Here is a 26,680-nt window from a genome sequence, read left to right as displayed (position 1 = left end):
CAAAAGATCGCAGGCTTCGCCAGCTCCTACAGAACCGGGCGGGAGCAAGGTTCAATTTGAGCCCTCAACCCTCAACCGGCGGAATATGCCCAAACAACTCCTGGGCAAACGCCACGCGCTCTTCCACGGTTTCGATGACGCCCCGGGCCTGGAGTTCTTCCAGGCGGGCTTCCACCGCGTGGGTGCGCAGAGTCAGGCCGCAGTCGTTGGCGATCTGGATGTTCAAACCCGGCCGGGCGTTCAACTCCAGGATCAACGGGCCTTTTTCCTGGTCCAGCACCATGTCGACGCCGATGTAGCCCAGCCCGCACAATTCATAGCAACCGGCGGCCAGCTTCATGAAACCGTCCCAGTAGGGCAGTTGCACGCCGTCCACCGCGTTGGTGGTGTCGGGGTGTTTGGTGATGATGTTGTTCAGCCAGGTGCCGCGCAGGGTCAGGCCCGTGGCGAGGTCGACGCCCACGCCGATGGCGCCTTGGTGCAGGTTGGCCTTGCCGCCGGACTGGCGGGTCGGCAAGCGCAGCATGGCCATGACCGGATAGCCCATCAGCACGATGATGCGGATGTCCGGCACGCCTTCGTAGCTGATGCTCTTGAAGATCTGGTCCGGCGTCACGCGGTACTCGATCAGTGCCCGGTCACGGTGTCCGCCCAAGGAATACAGGCCGGTGAGGATGCTGGAGACATGGTGCTCGATCTCCTCGTGGCTGATGATCTTGCCGGACACCGTGCGGTAGCGGCCTTCGAAGCGGTCGGCGATGACGATAATGCCGTCGCCGCCCGCGCCCTGGGCGGGCTTGATGACGAAGTCGGTACGCCCGCCGATGATCTCGTCGAGCTTGTCGATTTCCTTCTCGGTGGAGATCACCCCGTACAGCTCCGGCACATGAATGCCGGCGGCGATGGCCCGTTCCTTGGTGATGATCTTGTCATCGACGATGGGGTACAGGCTGCGCTTGTTGTACTTGAGCACGTAGTCGGCATTACGCCGGTTGATGCCCATGATGCCCCGGGCTTCCAGGGCCTTCCAGGTCTTCCAGAAGCCGAACATCAGGAGTCTGCCTTGAGGAAGGCCTTGAACCGCACCAGCTCGGTCAGGCGGTAGCCGCGATAACGCCCCATGGCCAGCATGAAGCCCACCAGGATCAGCAGGATCGCCGGGAAGGTGAACACGAAGTACACCAGTTCCGGCACGCTCATGATCAGGTGCGCCAGGGACGCGGCGAACAGGGTGCCGATGGCGACTTTCATCGCGTGGCCGGCGCCGCGTTCTTCCCAGGTGATGGACAGGCGTTCGATGGTCATGGTCAGGATCACCATCGGGAACAGCGCCACCGACAAGCCGCGTTCCAGGCCCAGCTTATGGCTGAACAGGCTGATGGCGGCGATCAGCACCACCACGAACGTCAGCACCACCGAGAGCCTCGGCAGCATTTGCAGCTTGAGGTGCTCCAGGTAGGAACGCAGCGACAGGCCCAGCGTGGTGATCACCGTGAATAGGATGATCCCGAAGCCCAGCTGCGTTTCACGGAAGGCCAGGGCGATCAGCACCGGGGTGAAGGTCCCCAGGGTTTGCAGGCCGATCAGGTTGCGCAGTATCAGGATCACCAGCACGCCAATCGGGATCATCACCATGATCATGAAGGTTTGCTGGGTTTGCAGCGGCAGGCCGTAGAGCGAGTATTCGAGGAAGTTGGCGTCGGTGTTCTCGTCCGTCAGCTTGGCCAGGCGAATGGCGTTCATTTCGCTGTTGTTCATGCTGAAGGTGACGGTGGCTTTCTTGCCGCCATCGACGGTGATCAGGTTCTCGTCGCCGGTCCACCACAACAGGCGGTCGGTGGGCAGGCCCTGTTCGCCGGAGTCCGGGTTGAAATACAGCCAGTCGGTGCCGTTGAAACTGCGCAGCCACAGCTCAGGTGCCTGCGGCTGGTCGGCCACCAGGCGGATGGTGTGGACCTTTTCCACCGGCACGTGGGCGATGGACAGCACCAATTCGACGATGCGCGCCTTGTTGGCCGAGGAAGGATCACCGGCCAGCAACAGCTTGACGTTGTCGTCGTTGAGATTGTTGACCCGCTTGATCGCTTCGCTGATGAACGTCTCGACGTCGGCCGAGTGCTGGCGGATCGGCGCGAGCAGGGCTTCGGCGGCCAGTTTCTCAGGGCCTTCGACGGCGATGCTGTCGCGAAAGGTCGGGCCCTTGACCTTGGTTTTCTCGGCGCTGTAGCGCTTGGTCAGCACCAGGCGGTAATAAAGGGTCTGGTTGCCCTTGGCGCGACGGGCCGACCACGTCACCTTGCGGTTACCATCGACCCGGTTCACCGCCACACCGTAATTATTGGAAATGAAACTCTCGTTGAGGCTCACGTAGTCGCGGCTCAGGGGCGGCACGAACATCTGGATCTTCACTGGATCTTTGGCGTTGGGCACGAATTCGACCTTGGCGTCGATGTTCCACAAGTCGTCGGTGGCGTCTTCGGTGACCGGGATGCCGAGCACGAAAATCTGATAGGCCGTCACCGACAGGCCCAGCACCACCAGGATGGCGATCAGCATTTTCAGATGGAGGGTAAGGGAGCGCATTGGAATTACTCTGCGGTTTGAGCGGCATTGGCGCAGGCGGGTTTGCCGGCAGCGTATTTAAGACTGGGGTCGACCAGCGCGTCGAAGCGCTTGAGCGCCTCGGAACCGATCAGCAACGGGTATTGGAAGGCGCTGCGGTCGGTCAGGTTCACTTCGATGCTGCGCAGGGCCGAGCCCATGCAGATGTCCAGTTCGATGACCGGCCGGGCCGTGTATTTCTTGCCTTCATCCGGGTCGTAGTCACCGGCGCGGCGCTTGATCTTGCTGACCCGGGCCAGCGGACGTTCGATGGGGTGCGAGTGGGCCGCGTCGATGGCCAGGTAAAAGCGCACCCAGGATTCGCCATTGCGCTTGAAGCGCTTGATGTCCCGGGCACTGAGTGAGGCGGTCTTGGCGCCGGTGTCCAGCTTGGCGGCGACCTCCAGGTCGATGCCCTGCAGGGCGGCATATTCGTTGAGGCCGTACACGGTTTTTTCACCCGCCACGGCAAGCCCCGGCAGGCACATGAAATAGAAAGCAGCAGATAAGGGCTTGAGTGTCATAGATCCTGGTGCGCAGCGTTCCGTTTATCGGTTCAGGCCCTGGCATTACTGCACAAGCTCCCTAGGCAGCCTTTCTCTATAAAAGGAGAGCGGCGAATAACCGCGGCATTCTAGCACGGTGGTTTTCTGACGCCACCGCTGGCCGGACGCTACGAGTCTCTTCATGCAGCAGGGTTATCGCTAAGGCGTTTATTAGACGATTGTCGACAATGTTGATTTTTGTTTTGACGCTAAGGGCGATATTGGTTAGTTTTTGCCGTATTGATTTTCAAGGTGTCGACAATATGCTCGATCAGCTCGAAACCCCGGTGGTGGTCCAGGACGACTCGGAAACCCTGTCCGAGAACGTCTTTCGGCGTATCCAGGCCGCCATCGTCAAGGGCGAGATCGCCCCTGGCAGCAAGATCTCCGAGCCCGAGCTGGCGCGCACCTACGGCATCAGCCGCGGACCGCTGCGCGAGGCCATTCACCGCCTGGAAGGCCAGCGCCTGCTGGTACGGGTGCCCCACGTCGGTGCCCGGGTGGTCTCGCTGAGCCACGCCGAGCTGCTGGAACTCTACGAAATCCGTGAATCGCTCGAAGGCATGGCCTGCCGCCTGGCGGCCGAACGCATGACCCTGGAAGAAATCGACGAACTGCGCCGGGTCCTGGAGACCCACGAGCGCGATGCGGCGTTCCAGGCTGGTGTCGGTTATTACCAGCAGGAAGGCGATTTCGACTTTCATTACCGGATCATCCAGGGCAGCGGCAACCGCACCCTGACGCAGATGCTGTGCGGCGAGCTATACCAATTGGTGCGCATGTACCGCATCCAGTTTTCCACCACGCCCAACCGTCCACGCCAGGCCTTTGCCGAGCACCACCGGATTCTCGACGCCATCGCCGACCGTGACGGCGAACTGGCTGAATTATTGATGCGCCGGCACATCGGCGCTTCCAAACGCAATATCGCGCGTCATTTCCAGGACAGCGCCGCCACTGAACGAGGTGAGTCATGAGCAACAGCACTCCAGGCCAGCGTTTCCGCGATGCGGTCGCCAGCGAGCATCCGCTGCAAGTGGTCGGCACGATCAACGCCAACCACGCGCTGCTGGCCAAGCGCGCCGGTTTCAAGGCGATCTATCTGTCGGGTGGCGGCGTGGCGGCCGGTTCCCTCGGCGTGCCGGACCTGGGCATCACCGGCCTGGATGACGTGCTGACCGATGTGCGCCGCATTACCGATGTCTGCGACTTGCCGCTGCTGGTGGACGTGGACACCGGTTTCGGTTCCTCGGCGTTCAACGTGGCGCGCACGGTCAAGTCGATGAGCAAGTTCGGCGCCGCGGCGATCCATATCGAGGACCAGGTCGGCGCCAAGCGCTGTGGCCATCGTCCGAACAAGGAAATCGTCTCGCAGCAAGAAATGGTCGACCGCATCAAGGCTGCTGTCGATGCCCGTACCGATGACAGTTTCGTGATCATGGCCCGTACCGATGCCCTGGCGGTGGAGGGCTTGGAATCGGCCCTGGACCGCGCCGCCGCGTGCATCGAGGCCGGTGCCGACATGATTTTCCCCGAAGCCATCACCGAGCTCGAGATGTACAAGTTGTTCGCCAGCCGCGTGAAGGCGCCGATCCTGGCGAACATTACCGAATTCGGCGCGACCCCGCTGTACACCACCGAACAACTGGCCGGTGCCGACGTGTCCCTGGTGCTGTACCCATTGTCGGCCTTCCGGGCCATGAACAAGGCGGCCGAGAACGTCTACACCGCGATCCGCCGCGACGGCACGCAACAGAACGTCATCGACACCATGCAGACCCGCATGGAGCTTTACGATCGCATCGACTACCACGTCTTCGAGCAGAAGCTCGATGCGTTGTTCGCGGCGAAGAAATGAAAGATCGCAGCCTCGCTTCGCTCGACAGCTCCTACATTATTGGACCGAGCAATGTTCCGTAGGAGCTGTCGAGTGCAACGAGGCTGCGATCTGTTTCCCCAAATCTCTACAAATCTAAAAACTGGAGACAGCAACATGGCCGAAGCAAAAGTACTCAGTGGCGCCGGGCTCCGTGGCCAGGTGGCCGGGCAAACCGCCTTGTCCACCGTGGGTCAATCGGGCGCCGGCCTGACCTATCGCGGCTACGACGTTCGCGACCTGGCGGCAGATGCGCAATTTGAAGAAGTGGCCTACCTGCTGCTGTACGGCGAGCTGCCAACCCAGGCCCAGCTGGACGCCTACACCGGTAAATTGCGCCAGTTGCGCGACTTGCCCCGAGCCTTGAAAGAAGTGCTGGAGCGCATTCCCGCCGACGCCCACCCGATGGACGTGATGCGCACCGGCTGTTCGTTTTTGGGCAACCTGGAACCCGAGCAGGATTTTTCCGAGCAGCACGACAAGACCGATCGCCTGTTGGCCGCGTTCCCGGCGATCATGTGCTACTGGTATCGCTTCAGCCACCAAGGCCAGCGCATCGAATGCGTGACCGACGAAGTGTCCATCGGTGGTCACTTCCTGCACCTGCTGCACGGCAAGAAGCCGAGCGAGCTGCACGTCAAAGTGATGAATGTCTCGCTGATCCTTTACGCCGAGCACGAATTCAACGCCTCGACCTTCACCGCCCGGGTCTGTGCTTCCACACTGTCGGACCTGTTCTCCTGCATCACCGCCGCCATTGGCTCGCTGCGTGGCCCGTTGCATGGCGGCGCCAACGAAGCGGCGATGGAAATGATCGAGCGCTTCAGCTCGCCCCAGGACGCCATTGAAGGCACCCTCGGCATGCTGGCGCGCAAGGACAAGATCATGGGCTTCGGCCACGCGATCTATAAGGACAACGACCCGCGCAACGAGGTGATCAAGGGCTGGTCGAAAAAACTCGCTGACGAAGTGGGCGACACGGTGCTGTTCCCGGTCTCCGAAGCCATCGACAAGACCATGTGGGAGCAGAAGAAGCTGTTCCCCAACGCCGATTTCTACCATGCCTCGGCGTACCACTTCATGGGCATCCCGACCAAGCTGTTCACGCCGATTTTCGTCTGCTCGCGCCTGACCGGCTGGGCCGCCCACGTCTTCGAACAACGCGCCAACAACCGCATCATCCGACCGAGCGCCGAATACACCGGCGTCGAACAGCGCAAGTTCGTGCCAATCGAACGACGCTGAGCTGGAGGGCTGGCGCTATTACTATGATCGTTCCCACGCTCTGCGTGGGAATGCCGCCCGGGACGCTCCGCGTCCCTGTGACGCAGAGCGTCACTGGATGCGTTTCCACGCAGAGCGTGGGAACGATCATGGTCGTGGCAAGCGCCTTTCTGAAACCACCGTGACCCGAGTCCTGACGATGAACACAGAATTTCGCAAACCGCTGCCTGGCACTTCGCTGGATTACTTCGACGTTCGCGGCGCAGTGGAGGCCATCCGCCCCGGCGCCTATGACAGCCTGCCGTACACCTCCCGGGTACTGGCGGAAAACCTGGTACGCCGCTGCGACCCGGCCACGCTGCGCGAGTCGCTGCTGCAACTGATCGAACGCAAGCGCGACCTGGACTTCCCGTGGTTCCCGGCGCGGGTGGTATGCCATGACATCCTCGGCCAGACCGCCCTGGTGGACCTGGCCGGCTTGCGTGACGCCATCGCCTTGCAGGGTGGCGACCCGGCGCAGGTCAACCCGGTGGTGCCGACCCAACTGATCGTCGACCATTCCCTGGCGGTGGAAAGCGGCGGTTCCGACCCGCAAGCCTTCGCCAAGAACCGCGCCATCGAAGACCGCCGCAACGAAGACCGCTTCCACTTCATCAACTGGACCAAGAAAGCCTTCAAGAACGTCGATGTGATCCCGCCGGGCAACGGGATCATGCACCAGATCAACCTGGAAAAAATGTCGCCAGTGATCCAGCAGCGTGACGGCGTGGCCTTCCCTGACACTTGCGTCGGCACGGACAGCCACACGCCCCACGTCGATGCCTTGGGCGTGATCGCCATCGGCGTCGGTGGCCTGGAAGCTGAAAGTGTCATGCTCGGTCGCGCCTCGTGGATGCGCTTGCCGGAAATCGTCGGCGTCGAGCTGACCGGCAAGCTGCAACCGGGCATCACCGCCACCGACATGGTGCTTGCGCTGACCGAGTTCCTGCGCAAGCAGAAAGTCGTGGGGGCGTGGCTGGAGTTTTTCGGCGAAGGCGCCAGCGCCCTGACCTTGGGTGACCGCGCGACCATCTCCAACATGGCCCCGGAATACGGCGCCACCGCGGCGATGTTCCACATCGATCAGCAGACGATTGACTACCTGAAGCTCACCGGCCGCGAAGACACCCAGGTGCAGTTGGTGGAGACCTATGCCAAGCACGTGGGTCTGTGGGCCGACAGCCTCAAGGGCGCGCAATATGAGCGTGGCCTGACCTTCGACCTGTCGTCGGTGGTGCGCAATATGGCGGGCCCGAGCAACCCCCACGCCCGTGTCGCAGTGTCGGACCTGGCCGCCAAAGGTATCTCCGGCCAATGGGACGATGTGCCCGGGCAAATGCCCGACGGCGCGGTGATCATCGCCGCGATCACCAGTTGCACCAACACCAGCAACCCGCGCAACGTGATCGCCGCCGGCCTGCTGGCGCGCAACGCCAACCGCCTGGGCCTGGCCCGCAAACCGTGGGTCAAGTCGTCCCTGGCGCCGGGGTCGAAAACCGTGGCGCTGTACCTGGATGAGGCCGGCCTGACCTCCGAACTCGAGACGCTGGGCTTCGGCGTGGTGGCGTTCGCCTGCACCACCTGTAACGGTATGTCCGGCGCGCTGGACCCGGTGATTCAGCAGGAAATCATCGACCGCGACCTGTACGCCACCGCCGTGTTGTCGGGCAACCGTAACTTTGACGGGCGTATCCACCCGTACGCCAAGCAGGCGTTCCTTGCTTCGCCGCCGCTGGTGGTCGCTTATGCCATCGCCGGGACCATCCGCTTCGACATCGAGAAGGATGTGCTGGGCGTGGTGGACGGTCGCGAGATTCGCCTCAAGGACATCTGGCCGAGCGATGAAGAAATCGACGCGGTGGTCAAAGCGTCGGTGAAACCGGAGCAGTTCCGCCAGGTGTACATCCCAATGTTCGCCATCCAGGAAGACACCGGGCCGAAAGTGACGCCGCTGTACGACTGGCGCCCACAAAGCACCTACATCCGTCGTCCGCCGTATTGGGAAGGCGCGCTGGCCGGTGCGCGACCACTCAAGGGCATGCGTCCGCTGGCGGTGCTGCCGGACAACATCACCACCGATCACTTGTCGCCGTCCAACGCCATCATGCTCGACAGCGCCGCAGGGGAATATCTAGCGAAAATGGGCCTGCCGGAAGAGGACTTCAACTCCTACGCGACCCACCGCGGCGACCACCTGACCGCGCAACGCGCCACCTTCGCCAACCCTAAACTGTTCAACGAAATGGTCCAGGAAAACGGCAAGGTCAAGCAGGGCTCCCTGGCCCGGGTCGAGCCGGAAGGCAAGGTCATGCGCATGTGGGAAGCCATCGAGACCTACATGGAGCGCAAACAGCCGCTGATCATCATCGCCGGCGCCGACTACGGCCAGGGATCGTCGCGGGACTGGGCGGCCAAGGGCGTACGCCTGGCCGGGGTCGAGGCGATCGCCGCCGAAGGTTTCGAACGCATCCACCGCACCAACCTGGTGGGCATGGGCGTGTTGCCGCTGGAGTTCAAGCCGGGTACGGATCGCAAGACCCTGGGCATCGACGGCAGTGAAGTCTATGACGTGATCGGCGAGCGCACCCCACGGGCGACGCTGACCCTGGTCATCACGCGCAAGAACGGCGAGCGCGTCGACGTGCCGGTGACCTGCCGCCTCGATACCGCCGAAGAAGTGTCGATCTACGAAGCCGGGGGCGTGTTGCAACGCTTTGCCCAGGATTTCCTGGAATCGGCGGTGGCCGTTTAAATCGCTTGGGTGGCCCGTTTTCTGGCCACCCATTTTTTCAGGAGTTGGAGCACATGGCTCACTCGCCTCAAATCAAGATCCCCGCGACCTACCTGCGTGGTGGCACCAGCAAAGGAGTGTTCTTTAGCCTGCAAGACCTGCCCGAAGCGGCCCGCGTCCCCGGTCCGATCCGGGATGCGTTGTTGCTGCGGGTCATTGGCAGTCCCGATCCGTATGAAAAGCAGATCGATGGCATGGGCGGCGCGACGTCCAGCACCAGCAAGACCGTGATCCTGTCCAAGAGCACCCGGGCCGACCACGATGTCGATTACCTGTTCGGCCAGGTTTCCATCGACAAGCCCTTTGTGGACTGGAGCGGCAACTGCGGCAACCTGTCGGCGGCGGTGGGGGCGTTCGCCATCAGCAGTGGCTTGGTGGAGCCCGGTCGTATCCCGCAGAACGGCGTGGCCGTGGTGCGGATCTGGCAGGCCAACATCGGCAAGACCATTATCGCCCATGTGCCGATCACCGAGGGTGCGGTGCAGGAAACCGGGGACTTCGAACTCGACGGCGTAACCTTTCCGGCGGCCGAAGTGCAGTTGGAGTTCATGGACCCGGCGGCCGAGGAGGAGGGCGGTGGCGGCTCGATGTTCCCCACCGGCAATCTGGTGGATGACTTGGAAGTGCCCGGTGTTGGGACTCTCAAGGCGACGCTGATCAACGCCGGGATCCCGACGATTTTCATCAACGCTCGCGATGTGGGCTACACCGGCACTGAATTGCAGGGCGCTATCAATGGCGATCCCAAGGCGTTGGCGATGTTCGAAACCATTCGTGCCCACGGTGCCTTGCGCATGGGCTTGATCAAGCACCTGGAGGAAGCCGCCCAGCGCCAGCACACGCCGAAGGTGGCGTTTGTCGCACCGCCGGCGGATTACCTGTCCTCCAGCGGAAAAACCGTGGCGGCGGGTGACGTCGACTTGCTGGTGCGGGCGTTGTCCATGGGCAAGCTGCACCACGCCATGATGGGCACCGCCGCGGTCGCCATCGGCACGGCCGCGGCGATTTCCGGCACCTTGGTAAACCTCGCGGCCGGCGGCGTCGAGCGCAACGCCGTGCGTTTCGGTCATCCATCCGGCACCCTGCGCGTCGGCGCCGAGGCCAGCCAGGTCAACGGTGAATGGACCGTGAAAAAAGCCATCATGAGCCGCAGCGCGCGGGTGTTGATGGAAGGATTCGTGCGGGTGCCGGGGGATGTTTTCTAACTCGATACTTCAGGAATAACACAAAACCTGTGGGAGCGAGCCTGCTCGCGATGGCGGTGTGTCAGCGGGCAAAGATGTTGAGTGTGCTGGCTTCATCGCGAGCAAGCTCGCTCCCACAGGGGATCTGCTGTCAGCCTGCTGTCAGTGCGGTGACGACCAGGCCTACATTACTTTCCAGCTCCGCCACCGGATCGGCGCCATCGGTGCTCAACACCAGCAGTTGGCTACCTCCTTCAGTGATGGCGGCCTTCAGCGCATCCGAGGGTTGGCGATGATGCAGCACCAGCGCCACGTCGTTGTCTTTCAATGTCGCACTCAACTGCTTGAGAGCTTCGGTTGTCCATTCGGCATCAGGCCGGGTGTCGGTGCTGATGGCGTCCAGGTTGAGCCCGCTGATCAGGTAGCCGAAATGCTCGCTCAGGCTGACCACGCTCAGGTTATCGGCGCTGGCGAGGCGTTTTTCGCTGTCGGCGCTGAGTTTGAGCAGGCGCTGCTTGAGGGCCGCGAGGTTGACGTCGATTTTCGCTTTGTCCGCCGGGGCCAGGCGCACCAGGTCGGCGGCGATCACGTCGGCCATGCGCCCCAGGTTATGGCTGGCCATCCACGGCTGGCTCGCCAACCCATCGGCCATGCCCGGTTGCACGGCGATACCGGGCAGGGCGCCGTCCACCGGACGCGCGGCATCGACTTCGACGATGCGAATATTGCTGCGTCGGGCCATGGGGTACAGCGGATCGTCCGGCCACAGCGAGCGCAGGCCGATCACAGCATCGGCCTCATGGGCCAGTTTGCTCAAGGCTGGCGCGCCACGGCCGCTGAAGTAGGCGCTCTGGCGGGTGCCCGGCAGATTGTCTGGCGCGGCCCGCTCCAGGCTGACCTCAGTGCCCTTGAGCAAGGCCTCGCCCAATCCATAGGTGACCGGCAAAGACGCCAGCAGACGAACCTTTTCGCTGGCGAATGACGAGGTAACAGCCACGCCGCACAACGCGACGGCCAGGGTCAGTTGTCGCAATGAAAAAACCATTTATCCAAGATTCCCTTTAAGGCTGGGGACGACACCACGGGCGATAGCGCTCAGGGCGAAGGCGATGCCGGCCACCAGGATGATCGCGGCGCCGGACGGGATTGGCAGGTCGAACACAATGGGCGCGAGAATCCCGCACAAGGTGCTGACGGTGGCGATCAGCACCGAACACCAGAAAAAACCTTTCAATGATTGGCTGAGCAGGCGCGCCGCCGCCGCCGGAATCACCAGCAACGCGCCCACCAGGATGGCGCCGATGACTTTCACCGCCGCTACCGTGATCAGCGTCACCAGGACCACGAACAAATAGTCCAGGGTCTTGACCGCCACCCCGCGCACCGCCGCCAGTTGCGGGTTGAAGCTGGCGAGCATGATGCGGTTGTACAGCGGCAGCGCCAGGGCCATCACCAACGAGCCGACCACCGCCAGCACCAGCAGGTCGTTGCCGTTGACCGTCAGCACCGAGCCGAACAGTACGTTTTCCAGGATGTGCACGTTGATCTTGCCCGCCAGGATCAACAGCAGGCTGGCGCCCAGGGCCAGGGACACCGACAGGAACACACCGATCAGCGTATCGGGCGCCAGGCCGGTGCGGTTGCGCAGGTAATTGAGCAGGATGCCGAACAGCAGGCAATAGCCGAACAGGCTGCCGTAAGGCCCGGTATAGGGCTCACCGAGCAAAATGCCGATGGCCACCCCGGTCAGCGCCGCATGGCCCACCGCCTCGGAGAAAAACGCGAAGCGCTTGACCACCACCAGCGTGCCGAGGCCGCCTAGCACCGGGCCGATCAACAGCCCGGCCAGCAACGCATTGACCACGAACCCGTACGCCAGCGCTTCAGGCAAGTAACCGGCCGACGCCCAGCCTTGGACCATCAAACGAAAGGCTTCATAACTCATCAGGCAGCGCTCCCGTTCGTGCGTGGATGGGTGGAAAACAGCGTCAGCAGTCGCTCCGGGGTCAGGGTCTGGCGTGGCGGGCCGTCGAACAGCACCCGACGATTCAGTCCCGTGACCCGGTCGGCCAGGCGCCCGACGGCTTCCAGGTCATGTTCGATCCACAGCACGGTGATCCCGGCCTGACGCCAGTCCTGCAGCAAGCGTTCGAACACCTGGATACCGGCCTCGTCCAGGGCCGACATCGGTTCATCCAGCACCAGCAATTGCGGCGAGGGAATCAACCCCTGGGCCAACAACACCCGCTGGCGCTCGCCGCCGGACAGCGCGCCCATGCGCCGCTTGCGCTTGTCCTGCATGCCGACCCGCTCCAGGGCCTGGCCAATGGCGCCAGCGTAATGCTTGCTCAAGCCTAGAAACGCCGGTCGCCGCTGACACATCGCCGCCATGAAATCGTCCACCGTCATGGGCAAGCCGCGGTCGAACTCCAGCGCCTGGGGCACGTAGCCGATCACCCCGGGTTCACCCGGCCATTGCAGGCTCAAACGGCCCTGATGCGGCATTTGCCCCAACAAGGTCTTGATCAGAGAGCTCTTGCCACCGCCATTGGGGCCGACCAGGGCATGAATGCTGCCGGGCTCCACCTGGAAGGCCACGCTGTCGAGAATGGTGGTACGACCCAGGTTCAGGCTGACCTCGGCGAATGCAATCAAGGGGCCGACGCGCTGCAGGGTGAGGGGTTCCTGGACGGTCATGCGCCGGACTCCTGGATGGCTCGGACCACGGTGTCGAGGTTGCCGGCCATTTCCTTTTCGTACTTCTCGGCGCTGTAGTCGCCGTAGGAAATGTGCGAGAGCGGGTACAGCTTCACCCCCGATTCACGCTGGATGGTGTCGACGTAGGTGGAAGGAAAATCCATCTCCGAGAAAATCACTTTCACATCCAGCTCGCGCAGTTGGTCGATGGTTTTCTTAAGTTGGCTGGGGCTCGGTTCGATGCCATGGGCCGGCTCGACCACGGCGGTCACTTCCAGGCCGAACTCGCGTAGCAGATAGTCGTAGGCGGCATGCACGGTGGCGACCCGCAATTCGGCATTGGGGGCCTGGGTCAGCTTCGCCAGGGCAGCGGCGCGCATCTGCCGCAGGCGCTTGCCGTAGGCACGGGCGTTCTGGGTGTAGGCCTTGGCATTGTCCGGGTCGAGCTTGCCCAACTCCCGGGCGATGTTATTGACCTGGGCGATGGAGGCGCTGATGGACAGGAAGGTGTGCGGATTCACGACCTTGCCCGCGCCTCGGGCCGCCGTGCCGGTGGCGGCCAGCAGGGGTACGTTCTCGTTGGCCTCGATCACCTTCACGTTCGGGGTTTCGCTGGCGGCGATCATGCGGTCGGCGAAATCATCGTGACCCACGCCGTTGAGCACGATCACGTCGAGGCCGCCGATACGCTTGATGTCTTCGGCCCGGGGCTCATAGGCGTGGGGGTTGAAACCGGCCGGGATCAGCGGCACGACTTCCGCCTTGTCGCCGACGATGTTAGCCACGTAGCTGTAATACGGGTGCAAGGTGATGCCGATGCGCAGGCGCTTGGCTGTTTCGGCGCTCACCGGCGAGGTGAACAGGCAGGCCAGCAGGCCGATCAACAGCAAGCGCAGCAAGGGTCGGCGTTGGGATGCAATAGGCATGGGCAAACGGTCTTCTCTCGAATGAAGGCGTGGGGTCAGTGCCGGTGCTGGCGGGTTACGCCGGCATCGAATTGCGCGACGATCTGTTGCCAGCCGGCGGCGGACAGAGCGGTGTCGTCCAGCGCGAGGGGCGTCGCGAGGCCAGTGCCGCGGTTGAGCCAGATGTCCGGGGCGGCGTCGGACGCTTCGCCGATGCGCATCAGAAACGAACCGGCCACGGACGAATTGGCACTGGCGCCGAAGTAGGCCCGGTCCTGCAGTTGTTGCCAGGCGTGGCCGCCGCGGCTGACGGAACTGGCGTCCTGGGCGAACGGCGCGAAGCCTTCCTCGGCCAGGGCTTGCGGGCTGGGCAGGGTGGGTTGGTCTTCGCGCAGCAAGCGTATTTCATCCAGGGTCACCCGCAGGTCGGCATAGATGCCTTGCTCGGCGGCGCTGAGATCGCGGCGGGCGTCGAGCTGGTTCGAGGCCAGGTGAGGGGTGTCCTCGACTTTGCCATGCCAGGCCACCACGGACCCGGCCACCAGTACGATGAACAGGCACAGCAGCAACACGTACAGGGTTTCATGGCCCGCCCCGGCGGGGCGGATGATTTGCGTCGTGGCGTTGCTCATGGGGCCTCGATGTCGGCTTGGTCGATTTCCACCACGTGGCCGGGGCCGGCGTCGAAGAGCACGTAGAATTCGGCGTTCGGTTTCTTGAAGGTCAGCTTCGAGTCCGCGCCGAGCTTGCCCGGGACGAGGATGGTCTCGTCATAGCCGATCACGTCCAGGGTCACCCCGGGCGCACCGCTGCCGTCGGAAAAGCCGCCGGTGCATTGGATCTGTTCGGCGTCGATGGCCTTGCACTCGCACATCGGGTTGTGGGCCAGGACGCTGCTGCTTGCGCCCGCGCAGAGCAGCAGCGCCAAGCCCTTGGATAAGGCGCGGAGGGTCATGGTTTGGCTCCTTGGTTCTTCAGCCAGGCGACGGTGGATGGGGAGGCCTGGCTCATGGGAATGGAGGCCTGATGCATCGAACCGTCCCAACCTTCAAGGGTTATCCACAGTTCGGCATCGGGCTGGGTCTTTGGCGGGACCGGCAACAAGGCGCCCATGCGATAGGGCGAGCCAAAGAAAATCACCCCGGCGGCCCGCAGGCTACGGGGCTTGCCAATTCGCAGGTAGGTGGCCTTGACCTGGCCGATACAGCTTTGGCACAGGGCCGCGTTGAAGTGCTTCATCGGCCCGGCAGGCCCTTGGACGCGTGGGGCTTCGTTACGAAATTCCGCCAGGCGCAGGCTCCAGGGACCGACCTGGACTTCGCCGACTTCCCGTTCGCCCAGCCCGGCATCACCGCGGAACAATGCGGCTTCGGAGAGGTATTTGGGCATGAACCCCAAGGGGATGAGTAGCAACAATACGTTGAGATGGAAGCGCCATTTATGCCAGAACAGGCTCAGGCGCGACGGTGATGAAGCGGTATTGGACGAATTCACAGGCTGCCCTCCGATTCGCGGTGGACGGACGGCTGCAATGCCTGCGCGAGGCGGGCGCCACGGGTGGGTTTCTGGCTGCGCTTGAAGGCATTGGCGGTGGCCAGGGCCGTGCGTTTGGTCCAGATCAGCAGCCCGCTGAGGACCATCATGCTCAGGATCAAACCGAAGAAAAACCAGATGAGCTTGATCCAGAGGCCGCCGAAATCCCCGGTATGCAAGGGCCGCATGGATTCGGTGACGAACTCCAGGGTCGTGCGGTCCGACAGCATCCGTGAGGCGGCCACGTCGCCGTTGTAGGGGTTGATGGTGGCGGTCTGGAACATCAGCGGATACCAACCGCGGCCGCCGATTTCCAGGTGGCTGTAGGCATTGCCGGGCAGGCTGATGAAACTCGCTTCCAGTCCCGGGATGCGTTGCCGGGCGATTTCGATGGCCCGGTCCAGGTTCACCTGCGCGGGCGGCAGGCCGTCGGCGGACAGCGGCACGTTTTCACGGGCCACCACCGGGATGACCGGTTCGCTGGAAATGGAGATCTGGTTGTCGCCGAGCAAGGCCTGGATCAGGAACCAGGTGCCGGTGACGGAGATGACCGCGATGAACCAGATCGACCAGATACCGCTGAGCCGGTGGAAATCCCCCCAGAAAATCCGCGCGCCATGGCGAATTCGCAGGGTCGGACGGAAGAAGCCTTTCCAGAAACGCTTGTAGACCACCAGCCCGGTCACCAGGGACGCGAGCAACGGCAGGCCCAGGAACGACACCAGGTACCAGCCCCAACTGTAGCCGTTGGTGAACGGCACCAGCCACCAGCCATGCAGGGCGCGGGTGAAGGCCTGGAAGTTGAACGTCGGCGCCGAGCCCTGGACGACGCCGCTGTACGGGTTGACGTAGACCGTGTCGGGGCGTCCGTCGGGGTAGGTCACGCCGACTTCCAGGGCAAAATGCGACTCGTCCGGGCGAATGATGCTTTGTACCTGGGTTTGCGGCTGGGCCTGCTTGATCGCGGCGATCACCTGGTCATAGCTGAGCAGCGTTGCGTCGTCCGAGGGCTTGCTGGCCCGCATGTCGGGGTTGGCCAGCCAGACGATCTCCTGGCTGACCACCGCCAGGGTGCCGGTGACGCAGACGATGAGCACGAAAAACCAAATGGGCAATGCCAGCCAACTATGGACCAGGAACCAGAGTTTGGAGCGGGATTTCTTCGACATGATTGAACGTCTTGATTCGATGAAAGGTTCCGTATTACGGGCTTCGCAATACCGTGAACCGAAAAAAGCAGACCGTGGCTTTTGCCGACGCGGCCTGCTGCATCTAATTAAGACGAACGAGTGATCGCAATCCTGAAGGGAAAGATGAAAGAAAATGTTTCGCGTGGTAGGAGCTGCCGAAGGCTGCGATCTTTTGAGGTTTCGCTGGGACTCAAGTGTCTGGGGAAAGATCGCAGCCTCGTTGCACTCGACAGCTCCTACAGGGCTGGTCAGCCTTGCTGTTGAAACATTTCCCTGGCCCGTTGCTCGATCTGTTCCTGGCTCAGATCCTCCTTATGCGTCGCCAGGAACCACAAATGCCCATAGGGATCCTTCAAGGTGCCGGTGCGATCCCCATAGAACTGGTCCTTGACCTCGGAAATCACCTTGCCACCGGCGGCAATGGCCTGGGCAAATGCACTGTCCACATCCTCGACATATAGATGCAGGCCGACCGATGGCGATGGGTCCGGGTTACTCAGCGGGCCTTGTTCGCAAGGCGTGCCGAGCATGATCGGATGCCCGTTGATCCGCAGCTCGGCGTGCCCGATGCCGCCGTCGGGCATGGAAAGGCGCATGACCTCGGTGGCATTGAAGGCTTTTTTGTAGAAGTCGATGGCTTCGGCGGCTTTTTGAATGCCCAGGTAGGGCGTGATGTTATGGAAACCTTCGGGAACGGCATTGACGCCCATGACGTTTCTCCTTTTGTTATGGGAGGCGAAGAGAGTCTTCGTCGATTTGCGCCCCTCCACTATAGGCCAGCCCCCATGGCTGGGCGCGGGGCCCGACGAACGTTTCAGGACTGTTCCAGCAGATGAGCGCCTGGCCCCTGTTGGCCCAGCACATCGGCCTGATTGCGCAGCGGACAAGCCTCCATCGACAGGCACCCGCAGCCGATGCAGCCGTTGAGTCGATCACGCAGCGCTATCAATTGGTTGATGCGCTCGTCCAGGTCCCGGCTCCACTGCGCCGACAAAGCCTGCCAGTCGGCGGCAGTCGGGGCGCGGTTGTCCGGCAGGTTGTTCAACGCCTTGCCGATTTCTGCCAAGGGAATGCCCAGGCGCTGGGCGACCTTGATCAGCGCCACGCGGCGTAATACTCCCCGTGGGTAGCGACGTTGGTTGCCCAGGTTGCGCGTGCTTTTGATCAGCCCCTTGGACTCATAGAAGTGCAGGGCAGTGACCGCCACGCCGCTGCGGGCGGCTACTTGGCCGACGGTGAGTTCCTTGTGGAGATCGATCTGCGTCATCGCTGCAATTAACCGCTTGACCTTGACTTAACTAGAGGTTTTACCCTGCACGCCTTCGGATCGCAAGATCCGCCTGACCTGCATAGGGGACCTTTCATGCAATCGCCAAGGAACAATCGCAGTTTCACCCAACTGATGGAATTCGACATCGAACCTCAATGGCAGCAGGCGCTGGTAACCGCCTTGTCGGAACAGACCGAGCGCCTGGCCACTGACCACCAGGGGTTCCTGAGTGCCAGTATCCAAGCCAGCGACGACGGCCGACGCGTGCTCAACTATTTGCAATGGCAAACCCGCGAGGCAGGCGAGGCGGCGCTTCGAAGCTTCGAAAGTGGCGAGCAGGGTTTCTGGCGGCTGATCCAGGCTCATCGAGCCAAAGCCGTGACGTTCGGTTCGTTCCAGGTGCTACGCAACATCGAGCGCAGCCTGGACAACGCGCTGCATTGCCAGTTGGTCGATTAAGCGCGACGGCTGATCCAGGCAGGCAATACCCACTATCGAGAGGGTTGATTTCTGCCGCACGGGGCCGGCGGGTAGCCTTTGTTCATCGCCCAACTCCAGAACACCGGACACCCGCCATGAACCGTACCTTTGCCGTTTTGTTGCTACTGACCGCCACCCTCCTGGGCGGCTGCGCCAGCTCCTCCCCGGAGCTGCGCCCCTACACCGCCGACGAAACTCGCGAGCTGGCCCTTGAAGCCTTGAATCGCCGTGGCCTGTCGTTCGAGGAATACCACGCGAAAAAAGCCGAGCTGCTCGGTTCTTCGCAGAAGAACGTGGGTTTCGACGATCAGGGCCAGATGAGTGCCGAGCAGGTCGTGCAACAGCCTGGCCGGTCAAGCTAAGGGACTGTACCGCTCAAAGTTTTGCCCAACTGTCCGTGGGTTTGCGTCTGGACGTGGGGTAGGGTCATGTCTTGACTGACCTGCCCCTGGATTGACCTGACATGACCCTTTCGCTTGACCTGCTGCTGGGCTTCGCCCTGTTTGCCCTGGTGACCTCAATCACGCCTGGCCCCAACAACACCATGTTGTTGGCCTCGGGTGTCAATTTCGGTTTCAACCGCACCATTCCGCACATGCTGGGCATTACCTGCGGCTTCTTTTCCCTGGTGCTGGCGGTGGGCCTTGGCCTGGGCGCGGTGTTCCAGACTTATCCACTGCTCTACACCGCGCTGCGCTACATCGGTGCCGCGTACCTGTTGTACCTGGCGTGGAAAATTGCCCATTCCGGCCCGGTTTCGGACAGCCAGCCGGGGAACAATACGCCAATCAGCTATTGGGGCGCAGCGGCGTTCCAATGGGTCAATCCCAAGGCCTGGATCATGGCCATCGGGGCCATCAGCACCTACACGCCACTCCAGGGGTATTTCTTCAATGTGCTGGTGATTGCGGCGGTGTTTGCCTTGATCAACCTGCCAAGCGTGAGTCTGTGGGTGGTGTGCGGCAGCCTGTTGCGCAACCTGTTGCGGGACCGTCGCTGGTTGCGCGTGTTCAACTGGGGCATGGCGTTGTTGTTGGTCGCTTCGATGTATCCGTTGTTGCTCGAAAGCATCAGTTGAGGGCTGAGCTTCGACGCGATGCCTGCTAAGCTCGCTGTTCAGGAGCGTTCCTACGCACTTTTAAACGAAGTCCGACTTCTTTAAGGTCTTTGATCAGGTATTGCTAGTCTCGAACCCAACGAGGGCGCCTGATCCCGGAGCAGGCTCTGCGAGTTTCCTATGAATAAACGTCCTTTGTATTTCGATTACGCCGCCACCACGCCGGTGGATGAGCGGGTCATCCGGGTCATGGTCGAGTGTCTGGGCTTTGACGGCAACTTCGGCAACCCGGCTTCCAGTTCCCACGCCTTCGGCCAGGAGGCCCGGCGCTCGGTGGAGCGTGCCCGCCAACAGGTGGCGCAATTGGTGGGGGCCCAGCCCGAACAGATCGTCTGGACATCCGGCGCCACCGAATCCAACAACCTGGCCCTCAAGGGTGTGGCCCAGGCGCGCGCTGGTTCCGCCGGCCACGTCATCACCAGCCTGATCGAGCACAAGGCGATTCTCGATACGGCGCGCCAGCTTGAGGAAAGCGGCGTCGCGGTCACCTGGCTGGCACCGGACGCCGAGGGCCTGATCAGCCCGCAAGCGGTTCGCGAGGCGTTGCGTGAAGACACGTTCCTGGTGTCGTTGATGCTGGTGAACAACGAGCTGGGTATCGTCAATGATGTCGTGGCCATCGGCGAGATCGTTCGCGAACACGGTGCGTTGTTTCATGTGGACGCCGCCCAAGGCGCCGGCAAGGTGCAGATCGACCTGTCTCATTGGCCGGTGGACCTGATGTCTTTTTCCGCGCATAAAATCTACGGTCCCAAAGGCATCGGCGCGCTCTACGTGGGCGACCGTGCCCGGCCCCGGCTGTTGGCGCAGATTCATGGCGGTGGCCATGAGGGCGGTTTGCGTTCCGGGACCCTGGCGACCCACCAGATTGCAGCCATGGGCGCCGCATTCGAACTGGCAGCCACGGCATTCGACGAAGAACTCGCTAAAATCGCCCGGTTGCGCAATCGTTTGCTCGAGCCGCTGCTGGCGTTGCCCGGTGTGCGGATGAACGGCAGTGCGAGCCGCCGGATTCCCCATACGTTGAGCCTGACGTTCAACGAAGGTGAGTTCAGCCCGGCATCGTTGGGCGCATCGATTGCATTTTCCGCGACCTCGGCCTGCAATTCGGCGCACAACACCCCGTCCCACGTCCTGTTGGCCCTGGGGCACGATGCCCGCGCGGCCGGGCGGACCATTCGCTTGAGCCTGGGGCGCTTTACCACCGAGCAGGATATCGACGAGGCGGTGCGGTTGATCAAGGCCGCATGCGCGACTGCACCGGCGTTCTGGGCCACGATCCCATAAGCGGTCTTCGACATCGAACAACAATTTCAATGAGCAGGAGAAACAATGAGCACCGAGCCTTCGCCCCATGGACTGGTTCCCCAGCGCCTGACCCGAGTCCGCCAACTGATGAGCCGAGAGGGTATTCATGCATTGCTGGTGCCATCGGCCGACCCACATCTGTCTGAATACCTGCCGGGTTATTGGCAGGGGCGGCAATGGCTGTCGGGCTTCCATGGTTCGGTGGGTACCTTGATCGTGACCGACAGTTTCGCCGGCGTCTGGGCCGACAGCCGTTATTGGGAGCAGGCCACCAAGGAGCTGGAGGGCAGCGGTATCGAGCTGGTCAAGTTGATTCCAGGCCAGCCCGGGCCCTTGGACTGGTTGGCCGAACAAACGCCTGAAGGTGGGGTGGTTGCGGTCGACGGTGCGGTCATGGCTGTGGCATCGGCCCGTACCCTGGGCGGCAAGCTGGCGGAACGCGGCGCGCGGTTGCGCACAGACATCGACCTGCTCAAGGAAGTCTGGACCGATCGCCCAAGCTTGCCGGATCAACCGGTCTACGCCCATTTGCCACCCCAGGCGACCGTCAGTCGCGTCGAAAAACTCGCCAAGTTGCGCGAGTCCCTCAAGGAGCGTGGTGCCGATTGGCATTTCATCGCCACGCTGGATGACATCGCCTGGTTGTTCAACCTGCGTGGTGCGGATGTGTCGTTCAACCCGGTGTTCGTCTCCTTTGCCTTGATCAGTGAGCAACAGGCGACGCTGTTCGTGGCCCTGGACAAGGTTGACGCAGCGCTGCGTGCCGTCCTGGAGCAGGACGGCGTGACCCTGCGTGATTACAGCGAAGCCGCCGCCGCGTTGCGTGAAGTACCGGACGGCGCGAGCCTGCAGATCGATCCGGCGCGGGTGACGGTCGGCTTGCTGGATAACCTGGGCAGTGGCGTGAAGCTGGTCGAAGGTCTCAATCCAACGACGCTGGCCAAATCGCGCAAAAGCCTGGCCGACGCCGAGCACATCCGTCGGGCCATGGAACAGGACGGCGCGGCGCTCTGTGAGTTCTTCGCCTGGCTGGAAGGGGCCTGGGGTCGCGAGCGCATCACCGAACTGACCATCGATGAGCACCTGACCGCCGCTCGCACGCGCCGGCCAGACTTCGTCTCCCTGAGTTTCAACACCATCGCCGCCTTTAACGCCAACGGTGCGATGCCTCACTACCACGCGACGGAAGAAGCTCATGCGGTCATTGAAGGTGATGGCCTGTTGCTGATCGATTCCGGCGGCCAGTACCAGGGAGGCACCACGGACATCACCCGCATGGTGCCGGTCGGAACACCCACCGCTGAGCAGAAACGGGACTGCACACGCGTGCTCAAGGGTGTGATTGCCCTGTCCCGGGCCAAATTTCCACGGGGCATTCTTTCGCCCTTGCTCGATGCCATCGCCCGCGCGCCGATCTGGGCGGAGCAAGTCGATTACGGTCACGGCACCGGCCATGGCGTAGGCTACTTCCTCAATGTCCACGAAGGCCCGCAGGTGATTGCCTATCAAGCCGCTGCCGCGCCGCAGACGGCGATGCAGGCCGGTATGATCACTTCGATCGAGCCGGGGACTTATCGTCCCGGTCGTTGGGGTGTGCGCATCGAGAACCTGGTGTTGAACCGTGAAGCCGGAAGCAGCGAGTTCGGCGAGTTCCTGGCGTTCGAAACCCTCACCCTGTGCCCGATCGACACCCGCTGCCTGGAACCCTCGCTGCTGACCCAGGACGAAAAAGACTGGTTCAACGCCTACCACGCCGAGGTGCAGCGTCGATTGAGCCCATTGCTGGACGGTGACGCATTGCAATGGCTCAACACCCGGACGATGGCGATTTGACCTAGAAGATCAGGCGAGGGCTTCACGGACGAAGTCCAGCCGATCCTGGCCGAAGAACAGCTCGTTGCCGACAAACATGCTCGGCGCGCCAAATATGCCCCGGTCGATGGCTGCTTCGGTGGCGGTCTTGAGTGTTTGTTTGACCTGCTCGTCGTTTGTCAGGGTTAGCACGTAGTCGGCGTCGAAACCGCCTTCGTTCAGGACCGCTGTGACAGTCGCGGGGTCATTGAGGTTGCGGGCGTCCACCCAAAAGGCTCGGAACAGGCAATCGACGAAAGCCTCGAAACGTTCGGGGTGGCGCAACTGTATGCCGGTCACTGCACGCATCAGCAGCAGCGTATTGACGGGGAAGTGTGGATTGAACTGGAAGGCGACGCCGTAGCGTTTGGCGAAGCGATTCAGGTCCTTGAACAGGTAGGGATTCTTGGCCGGCACGGTCGCCGGCGATGCGTTGCCGGTTGCCTTGAAGACACCGCCCAATAATATCGGACGATAGATCAACTGGCTGTTGGTCTGTGCGCACAGCGCTGGCAATTGGGTGTAGGCCAGGTACGTGGTCGGGCTGCCGAGATCGAAGTAAAACTCCACCGATTTGCTCATGGTATCTGCTCTCTTGTTGTTGTGGGGGGGGGAGGGTTTACCAGCGTTCGCTCCAGGGGCGCAGGTCCAGCTCGAAGGTCCAGGCGTCGCGGGGTTGGCTGTGCAGATACCAATAATTGTCGGCGATGTGTTCGGGGTCCAGAATGCCGTCCTGATCCTTGGTGGCATATTTTTCCGGGAAATGATCGCGGATGAAGTCGGTATCGATGGCGCCGTCCACCACCACATGGGCGACATGGATATTCAGTGGTCCCAGCTCACGGGCCATGCTTTGGGCCAGCGCCCGGATGCCATGTTTGGCGCCTGCGAATGCGGCGAACCCCGAAGCGCCGCGTAATCCCGCCGTCGCCCCGGTAAACAGGATTGTCCCGCGCTGACGCTTGACCATGCGCTTGGCCACCTCCCGCGCATTGAGAAAACCTGAGAAACAGGCCATCTCCCAAATCTTGAAATACTTGCGCGCGGTTTCTTCAAGGATGCTGCAGGGGACGTTGGCGCCGATGTTGAACACAAAGGCTTCGATCGGGCCGATCTGATTCTCGATTTGCTCGACAAGTGCGATCACGTCGTCTTCTTTGCGTGCATCACAGGCGAACCCGTGGGCTTCGCCGCCTTGGGCGCGGATGTCATTGACCAGCGGCTCGAGTTTGTCGGCGCTGCGGCGGGTGACACAGGCCACAAAACCTTCCTGTGCAAAGCGTTTGGCAATCGCTCCGCCGGTGGCATCGCCTGCGCCGACAACCAGTACGACCTTCTTGTTATTCATGGTTCGCCTCATTGGTAAACGATCGTTAACTAAACGGACGTTATGCTAAGATCCGGCAAGCGTCAAGGTGAGCGATCAGGGGCAGGACCATGCGATATTCAGCCAATCACAAAATGGAAACCCGCGAGAAACTGCTCGCCAGCAGTGCCGTATCCGCCAAGAAATCAGGTTTCTCCACGGTCGGTGTCGATGGCCTGATGAAAGCGATCGGGTTGAGCGGCGGTGCGTTCTATAGCCACTTCTCATCCAAGGATGAGCTGTTCAAGGCCATTGTTGAGCGGGAATTGGCCCAGAGTCTGGATCGTCTGAGTGGAGACGGCGCCATGGACTCAATGAAGCTGGAGCGCTGCCTCAAGCAGTACTTGAGCATGAGCCACGTCGAGCAGCCCGAAGCGGGGTGTGCGCTGCCGGTGTTGGGCGCCGAGATCGCGCGATCGGATGTCCAGGTGAGGGAGGCGGCGCAAACGTGGATTTGTCGTCTGCACGAAAGTTGGGCGCGGATACTGGGAAGCGACAGCCTGGCGTGGGCCATCCTGTCTCAATGCGTGGGAGCGCTGGTTGTTGCGCGGATGCTGGTCACGCCGCAGATCCAGCGTGACGTCCTCAAGTCCAGCCATGTGGAAATCAGTCGTCGTATGGCCGAGCAAGGTCTCGACTAGGGCTACCTATTTACAGATGACGATCATGCTGCGGCTGGTGTAGCCGGCGGGATTGAGCCCGAAGGGGTAGTCCCCGGGTTCTTCGACAGCATCGCCGGACTTGGCAATGACTTTGTAGCCCTTGGGAGCACAGGCGTTGGCGGCGCTGGCGGCGCACTGTTCCCAGGATGAGGAAAGGCCGGAGCAGTTGATGTGCAAGCCTTTCTTGCCGCGCTTGACTTCAGTTTTCGATGTTGCCGCGCAGCCCGCTATGGCAAGTACGGCGATCAGTATCAAAATTCGTTTCATTCCCGTCCTTATGATCGCCGTGGATCTTATGTCCACGTACGATCGTGCTCGCTCTTGCGTGAAGCGTTCATGACGTCCTGTATGAAAAAATCCATGTTTGACATTAGGTTACTCGCCTAAACATGGCTTAAATGCGCGGCAAATGCCAGAGCTTCGTTAAACCCTGCCTCAATCCGCCGCGACGGCGGGCTTTGCGGTGTTGGCCATGGTCAACGTTGCGCCGACCGACGCGAGGATGATGCAGGTAATGGCTATCCACTGGGCCAGGGACAAGTACTCTTGGAGAAACACAAGTCCTGACAAGGCGGCCACTGCAGGTTCGACACTCATCAACGTACCGAAAGTGCGGGCAGGCATTCGTGTCAGGGAGATCATTTCCAATGTATAGGGCAGGGCGGTGGAGAGGATGGCGACCCCGATGGCGATTGGAATCAGGCTCGGTGTAAGCAGTGCGGCGCCCGCGTGGACAATGCCAATAGGTGCGACAAACAGGGCTGCGATCATGACCCCCAGTGCGGCGGTTTGCACACCATTGTCCGCGCCAGCCTTCTGGCCAAACAGGATATACAGCGCCCAGCAGAAACCTGCACCCAATGCGTAGCCGGCGCCAAGCAGGTCAATGCCGGCATTGGTCGCGCCGATTGGTATGAGCAACAGCAGGCCAGCCACTGCCAGGGCAATCCAGAGAAAGTCGATTGCCCGGCGCGAGGCGTATATGGCGACTGCCAGAGGGCCGGTAAATTCCAGCGCCACGGCAATGCCCAGTGGAACGGTGCGTACTGACATATAGAAGAGGAAGTTCATGCCGCCCAATGCCATCCCGTAAACGATCACGGTGCGCAGTGACTGAGCGGTGAGCTTGGCACGCCATGGGCGTAGCAATAACAGCATGATGAGGCTGGCAAAAATGAGTCGCAGCGTCGTAGTGCCTTGTGCGCCTACTATCGGGAACATGCTTTTGGCGAGGGAGGCTCCCGATTGAATGGAGGCCATGGCTATTAATAGCAAGGCAACCGGGTACAGGGTGGAGGCCAGGCTGCGATGTGGAGGGGGTGTCATTACGAAGTGTCGTCCAGAATAAAGGCGGGGGAGGCTGCATTGAGCAGTATATTGCGCATGTGCGGCGATTCCGTCTATATACAAGGCGGATTTAAGTGGCCTCTCGGTTTATGGATAGAAAAATCAAATTAAGGGTTGACGGCAGATTCTGGAAGTCTATAATTCGCCCCACTTCCGGCGCAGTCGAAACGGAAAACTCCTTGAGATTCAATGAGTTAAGTAGGTTTCGAAGGGGTTGGGCTTCAGTTCATCGAAGCTTGGAAGGAGCAGATAGAGCGGTGTTGTTTGGCTCTATCGGCGGTTCGATCATCTCGGTCGAAAGCGGTGAAAAAGAGGTGTTGACAGCAGCGAGTAACGCTGTAGAATTCGCCTCCCGCTAACGAGAGATCGGAAGCGCAAGTGGTTGAAGTTGTTGATGTTTCCGAAGCGAAACTTTGAAAACTTCTTAAAATAACCGCTTGACAGATACACGGGGCGCTGTAGAATGCGCGCCTCGGTTGAGACGAAAGACTCAGCCAACCGCTCTTTAACAACTGAATCAAGCAATTCGTGTGGGTGCTTGTGGAGTCAGACTGCTAGTCAACAGATTATCAGCATCACAAGTTACTCCGCGAGAAATCAAAGATGTAACCAACGATTGCTGAGCCAAGTTTAGGGTTTTCTCAAAACCCAAAGATGTTTGAACTGAAGAGTTTGATCATGGCTCAGATTGAAC

28 protein-coding genes are annotated in these 26,680 nt (G+C 61.5%); 11 read left to right on the top strand and 17 right to left on the bottom strand.

Annotated elements, in window-relative coordinates; all coding sequences use genetic code 11:
* Positions 1–64: 64 nt before the first annotated feature.
* The 3 genes from AD659_RS17910 to rloA are packed head-to-tail and all read right to left on the bottom strand — an operon-like array spanning position 65 to position 3,125.
* Complete coding sequence (locus AD659_RS17910) at positions 65–1,051, bottom strand: alpha-L-glutamate ligase-like protein (protein ID WP_053123665.1); 987 nt, start codon at positions 1,049–1,051, stop codon at positions 65–67.
* On the bottom strand, positions 1,051–2,583 hold the full coding sequence (gene rloB, locus AD659_RS17905) for an osmotic stress tolerance membrane protein RloB (RefSeq protein ID WP_024616592.1): 1,533 nt from the start codon (positions 2,581–2,583) through the stop codon (positions 1,051–1,053). The genes AD659_RS17910 and rloB overlap by 1 nt, the downstream gene beginning before the upstream one ends.
* Positions 2,584–2,588: 5 nt before the next feature.
* Positions 2,589–3,125, bottom strand: a complete 537-nt coding sequence (rloA, locus tag AD659_RS17900) for a retropepsin-like aspartic peptidase RloA (RefSeq protein ID WP_053123663.1) — start codon at positions 3,123–3,125, stop codon at positions 2,589–2,591.
* Positions 3,126–3,409: 284 nt separating this feature from the next.
* On the opposite strand from rloA, the gene AD659_RS17895 reads away from it, so the two are divergent.
* The 5 genes from AD659_RS17895 to prpF all read left to right on the top strand — a co-directional run bounded on the left by AD659_RS17895 (position 3,410) and on the right by prpF (position 10,281).
* Entirely contained in the window at positions 3,410–4,123 is a 714-nt protein-coding gene (locus AD659_RS17895) for a GntR family transcriptional regulator (protein ID WP_053123661.1), read from the top strand.
* Positions 4,120–5,004, top strand: a complete 885-nt coding sequence (gene prpB / locus AD659_RS17890; RefSeq protein WP_053123659.1) for a methylisocitrate lyase — start codon at positions 4,120–4,122, stop codon at positions 5,002–5,004. Before AD659_RS17895 ends, prpB begins: the two co-directional genes overlap by 4 nt.
* A 135-nt stretch (positions 5,005–5,139) precedes the next feature.
* On the top strand, positions 5,140–6,267 hold the full coding sequence (gene prpC / locus AD659_RS17885; RefSeq protein ID WP_053123657.1) for a bifunctional 2-methylcitrate synthase/citrate synthase: 1,128 nt from the start codon (positions 5,140–5,142) through the stop codon (positions 6,265–6,267).
* Positions 6,268–6,445: 178 nt separating this feature from the next.
* Complete coding sequence (gene acnD, locus AD659_RS17880) at positions 6,446–9,037, top strand: Fe/S-dependent 2-methylisocitrate dehydratase AcnD (RefSeq protein WP_053123655.1); 2,592 nt, start codon at positions 6,446–6,448, stop codon at positions 9,035–9,037.
* Between the two features lie 53 nt (positions 9,038–9,090).
* On the top strand, positions 9,091–10,281 hold the full coding sequence (gene prpF, locus AD659_RS17875; protein WP_053123653.1) for a 2-methylaconitate cis-trans isomerase PrpF: 1,191 nt from the start codon (positions 9,091–9,093) through the stop codon (positions 10,279–10,281).
* 130 nt (positions 10,282–10,411) lie between these two features.
* On the opposite strand, the gene AD659_RS17870 is transcribed toward prpF, so the two are convergent.
* From AD659_RS17870 to soxR, 10 genes are all read right to left on the bottom strand, one after another.
* Complete coding sequence (locus AD659_RS17870) at positions 10,412–11,305, bottom strand: metal ABC transporter solute-binding protein, Zn/Mn family (RefSeq protein WP_053123651.1); 894 nt, start codon at positions 11,303–11,305, stop codon at positions 10,412–10,414.
* Positions 11,306–12,205 (bottom strand): metal ABC transporter permease, encoded by a 900-nt coding sequence (locus AD659_RS17865; RefSeq protein ID WP_014339414.1) that lies wholly within the window; start codon positions 12,203–12,205, stop codon positions 11,306–11,308.
* Positions 12,205–12,957, bottom strand: coding sequence for a metal ABC transporter ATP-binding protein (locus AD659_RS17860; protein WP_053123649.1), 753 nt, complete (start codon positions 12,955–12,957; stop codon positions 12,205–12,207). Before AD659_RS17860 ends, AD659_RS17865 begins: the two co-directional genes overlap by 1 nt.
* Entirely contained in the window at positions 12,954–13,883 is a 930-nt protein-coding gene (locus AD659_RS17855; protein WP_053123647.1) for a metal ABC transporter substrate-binding protein, read from the bottom strand. The genes AD659_RS17860 and AD659_RS17855 overlap by 4 nt, the downstream gene beginning before the upstream one ends.
* Positions 13,884–13,918: 35 nt before the next feature.
* Positions 13,919–14,494: a DUF6162 family protein gene (locus AD659_RS17850; RefSeq protein WP_053123645.1), complete on the bottom strand. Its 576-nt coding sequence runs from the start codon at positions 14,492–14,494 to the stop codon at positions 13,919–13,921.
* Positions 14,491–14,817 carry a hypothetical protein gene (locus AD659_RS17845; RefSeq protein ID WP_053123643.1) on the bottom strand — a complete coding sequence of 109 codons (327 nt, stop codon included), beginning with the start codon at positions 14,815–14,817 and terminating at the stop codon, positions 14,491–14,493. Before AD659_RS17845 ends, AD659_RS17850 begins: the two co-directional genes overlap by 4 nt.
* Positions 14,814–15,356: a hypothetical protein gene (locus AD659_RS17840; protein WP_053123641.1), complete on the bottom strand. Its 543-nt coding sequence runs from the start codon at positions 15,354–15,356 to the stop codon at positions 14,814–14,816. The genes AD659_RS17845 and AD659_RS17840 overlap by 4 nt, the downstream gene beginning before the upstream one ends.
* Positions 15,353–16,564, bottom strand: coding sequence for a PepSY-associated TM helix domain-containing protein (locus AD659_RS17835; protein ID WP_053123639.1), 1,212 nt, complete (start codon positions 16,562–16,564; stop codon positions 15,353–15,355). Before AD659_RS17835 ends, AD659_RS17840 begins: the two co-directional genes overlap by 4 nt.
* Positions 16,565–16,833: 269 nt before the next feature.
* Positions 16,834–17,295 carry a VOC family protein gene (locus AD659_RS17830; RefSeq protein ID WP_053123637.1) on the bottom strand — a complete coding sequence of 154 codons (462 nt, stop codon included), beginning with the start codon at positions 17,293–17,295 and terminating at the stop codon, positions 16,834–16,836.
* Positions 17,296–17,399: 104 nt separating this feature from the next.
* Positions 17,400–17,852: a redox-sensitive transcriptional activator SoxR gene (gene soxR, locus AD659_RS17825; protein WP_053123635.1), complete on the bottom strand. Its 453-nt coding sequence runs from the start codon at positions 17,850–17,852 to the stop codon at positions 17,400–17,402.
* 96 nt (positions 17,853–17,948) lie between these two features.
* Here soxR and AD659_RS17820 point away from each other — a divergent pair, with 96 nt between their 5' ends.
* The 5 genes from AD659_RS17820 (at position 17,949) to AD659_RS17800 (ending at position 22,593) form a co-directional block, all read left to right on the top strand.
* Positions 17,949–18,314: an antibiotic biosynthesis monooxygenase gene (locus AD659_RS17820; protein ID WP_053123633.1), complete on the top strand. Its 366-nt coding sequence runs from the start codon at positions 17,949–17,951 to the stop codon at positions 18,312–18,314.
* A gap of 116 nt (positions 18,315–18,430) precedes the next feature.
* Positions 18,431–18,697, top strand: coding sequence for a hypothetical protein (locus tag AD659_RS17815; RefSeq protein ID WP_053123631.1), 267 nt, complete (start codon positions 18,431–18,433; stop codon positions 18,695–18,697).
* 101 nt (positions 18,698–18,798) lie between these two features.
* Positions 18,799–19,413 carry a LysE family translocator gene (locus tag AD659_RS17810; RefSeq protein ID WP_053123629.1) on the top strand — a complete coding sequence of 205 codons (615 nt, stop codon included), beginning with the start codon at positions 18,799–18,801 and terminating at the stop codon, positions 19,411–19,413.
* Between the two features lie 159 nt (positions 19,414–19,572).
* Entirely contained in the window at positions 19,573–20,739 is a 1,167-nt protein-coding gene (locus AD659_RS17805; RefSeq protein ID WP_053123628.1) for a cysteine desulfurase family protein, read from the top strand.
* 45 nt (positions 20,740–20,784) lie between these two features.
* On the top strand, positions 20,785–22,593 hold the full coding sequence (locus tag AD659_RS17800; protein ID WP_053123627.1) for an aminopeptidase P family protein: 1,809 nt from the start codon (positions 20,785–20,787) through the stop codon (positions 22,591–22,593).
* A gap of 9 nt (positions 22,594–22,602) precedes the next feature.
* On the opposite strand, the gene AD659_RS17795 is transcribed toward AD659_RS17800, so the two are convergent.
* Together AD659_RS17795 and AD659_RS17790 are read right to left on the bottom strand one after the other, a co-directional pair.
* A complete protein-coding gene (locus tag AD659_RS17795) occupies positions 22,603–23,193 on the bottom strand; it encodes a 2-hydroxychromene-2-carboxylate isomerase (RefSeq protein ID WP_053123626.1) in 591 nt (196 codons plus the stop codon).
* Between the two features lie 37 nt (positions 23,194–23,230).
* A complete protein-coding gene (locus AD659_RS17790) occupies positions 23,231–23,959 on the bottom strand; it encodes an SDR family oxidoreductase (protein ID WP_053123625.1) in 729 nt (242 codons plus the stop codon).
* Between the two features lie 89 nt (positions 23,960–24,048).
* Here AD659_RS17790 and AD659_RS17785 point away from each other — a divergent pair, with 89 nt between their 5' ends.
* Positions 24,049–24,618 carry a TetR/AcrR family transcriptional regulator gene (locus tag AD659_RS17785; RefSeq protein ID WP_053123622.1) on the top strand — a complete coding sequence of 190 codons (570 nt, stop codon included), beginning with the start codon at positions 24,049–24,051 and terminating at the stop codon, positions 24,616–24,618.
* Positions 24,619–24,624: 6 nt separating this feature from the next.
* Here AD659_RS17785 and AD659_RS17780 read toward each other — a convergent pair whose 3' ends face one another.
* Entirely contained in the window at positions 24,625–24,906 is a 282-nt protein-coding gene (locus AD659_RS17780; RefSeq protein WP_053123620.1) for a hypothetical protein, read from the bottom strand.
* 168 nt (positions 24,907–25,074) lie between these two features.
* Positions 25,075–25,965: a threonine/homoserine exporter RhtA gene (gene rhtA, locus AD659_RS17775; RefSeq protein WP_053123618.1), complete on the bottom strand. Its 891-nt coding sequence runs from the start codon at positions 25,963–25,965 to the stop codon at positions 25,075–25,077.
* Positions 25,966–26,680: the final 715 nt, after the last annotated feature.

The organism is Pseudomonas thivervalensis (assembly GCF_001269655.1).
Lineage (GTDB): Bacteria > Pseudomonadota > Gammaproteobacteria > Pseudomonadales > Pseudomonadaceae > Aquipseudomonas > Aquipseudomonas thivervalensis.
This window is presented reverse-complemented; position numbering and strand designations above follow the sequence as displayed.

Bases quoted from the DNA above. Each gene is read 5' to 3' on its own strand.
- AD659_RS17865 (WP_014339414.1), bottom strand. From the start codon at position 12,205: ATGAGTTATGAAGCCTTTCGTTTGATGGTCCAAGGCTGGGCGTCGGCC.
- AD659_RS17855 (WP_053123647.1), bottom strand. From the start codon at position 13,883: ATGCCTATTGCATCCCAACGCCGACCCTTGCTGCGCTTGCTGTTGATC.
- soxR (WP_053123635.1), bottom strand. From the start codon at position 17,852: ATGACGCAGATCGATCTCCACAAGGAACTCACCGTCGGCCAAGTAGCC.
- AD659_RS17845 (WP_053123643.1), bottom strand. From the start codon at position 14,817: ATGACCCTCCGCGCCTTATCCAAGGGCTTGGCGCTGCTGCTCTGCGCG.
- AD659_RS17790 (WP_053123625.1), bottom strand. From the start codon at position 23,959: ATGAATAACAAGAAGGTCGTACTGGTTGTCGGCGCAGGCGATGCCACC.
- AD659_RS17780 (WP_053123620.1), bottom strand. From the start codon at position 24,906: ATGAAACGAATTTTGATACTGATCGCCGTACTTGCCATAGCGGGCTGC.
- AD659_RS17830 (WP_053123637.1), bottom strand. From the start codon at position 17,295: ATGGGCGTCAATGCCGTTCCCGAAGGTTTCCATAACATCACGCCCTAC.
- prpB (WP_053123659.1), top strand. From the start codon at position 4,120: ATGAGCAACAGCACTCCAGGCCAGCGTTTCCGCGATGCGGTCGCCAGC.
- rloB (WP_024616592.1), bottom strand. From the start codon at position 2,583: ATGCGCTCCCTTACCCTCCATCTGAAAATGCTGATCGCCATCCTGGTG.
- AD659_RS17800 (WP_053123627.1), top strand. From the start codon at position 20,785: ATGAGCACCGAGCCTTCGCCCCATGGACTGGTTCCCCAGCGCCTGACC.
- AD659_RS17795 (WP_053123626.1), bottom strand. From the start codon at position 23,193: ATGAGCAAATCGGTGGAGTTTTACTTCGATCTCGGCAGCCCGACCACG.
- AD659_RS17785 (WP_053123622.1), top strand. From the start codon at position 24,049: ATGCGATATTCAGCCAATCACAAAATGGAAACCCGCGAGAAACTGCTC.
- AD659_RS17870 (WP_053123651.1), bottom strand. From the start codon at position 11,305: ATGGTTTTTTCATTGCGACAACTGACCCTGGCCGTCGCGTTGTGCGGC.
- AD659_RS17820 (WP_053123633.1), top strand. From the start codon at position 17,949: ATGCAATCGCCAAGGAACAATCGCAGTTTCACCCAACTGATGGAATTC.
- rhtA (WP_053123618.1), bottom strand. From the start codon at position 25,965: ATGACACCCCCTCCACATCGCAGCCTGGCCTCCACCCTGTACCCGGTT.
- rloA (WP_053123663.1), bottom strand. From the start codon at position 3,125: ATGACACTCAAGCCCTTATCTGCTGCTTTCTATTTCATGTGCCTGCCG.
- AD659_RS17835 (WP_053123639.1), bottom strand. From the start codon at position 16,564: ATGTCGAAGAAATCCCGCTCCAAACTCTGGTTCCTGGTCCATAGTTGG.
- AD659_RS17860 (WP_053123649.1), bottom strand. From the start codon at position 12,957: ATGACCGTCCAGGAACCCCTCACCCTGCAGCGCGTCGGCCCCTTGATT.
- AD659_RS17810 (WP_053123629.1), top strand. From the start codon at position 18,799: ATGACCCTTTCGCTTGACCTGCTGCTGGGCTTCGCCCTGTTTGCCCTG.
- AD659_RS17805 (WP_053123628.1), top strand. From the start codon at position 19,573: ATGAATAAACGTCCTTTGTATTTCGATTACGCCGCCACCACGCCGGTG.
- prpF (WP_053123653.1), top strand. From the start codon at position 9,091: ATGGCTCACTCGCCTCAAATCAAGATCCCCGCGACCTACCTGCGTGGT.
- AD659_RS17895 (WP_053123661.1), top strand. From the start codon at position 3,410: ATGCTCGATCAGCTCGAAACCCCGGTGGTGGTCCAGGACGACTCGGAA.
- AD659_RS17910 (WP_053123665.1), bottom strand. From the start codon at position 1,051: ATGTTCGGCTTCTGGAAGACCTGGAAGGCCCTGGAAGCCCGGGGCATC.
- AD659_RS17815 (WP_053123631.1), top strand. From the start codon at position 18,431: ATGAACCGTACCTTTGCCGTTTTGTTGCTACTGACCGCCACCCTCCTG.
- AD659_RS17850 (WP_053123645.1), bottom strand. From the start codon at position 14,494: ATGAGCAACGCCACGACGCAAATCATCCGCCCCGCCGGGGCGGGCCAT.
- acnD (WP_053123655.1), top strand. From the start codon at position 6,446: ATGAACACAGAATTTCGCAAACCGCTGCCTGGCACTTCGCTGGATTAC.
- prpC (WP_053123657.1), top strand. From the start codon at position 5,140: ATGGCCGAAGCAAAAGTACTCAGTGGCGCCGGGCTCCGTGGCCAGGTG.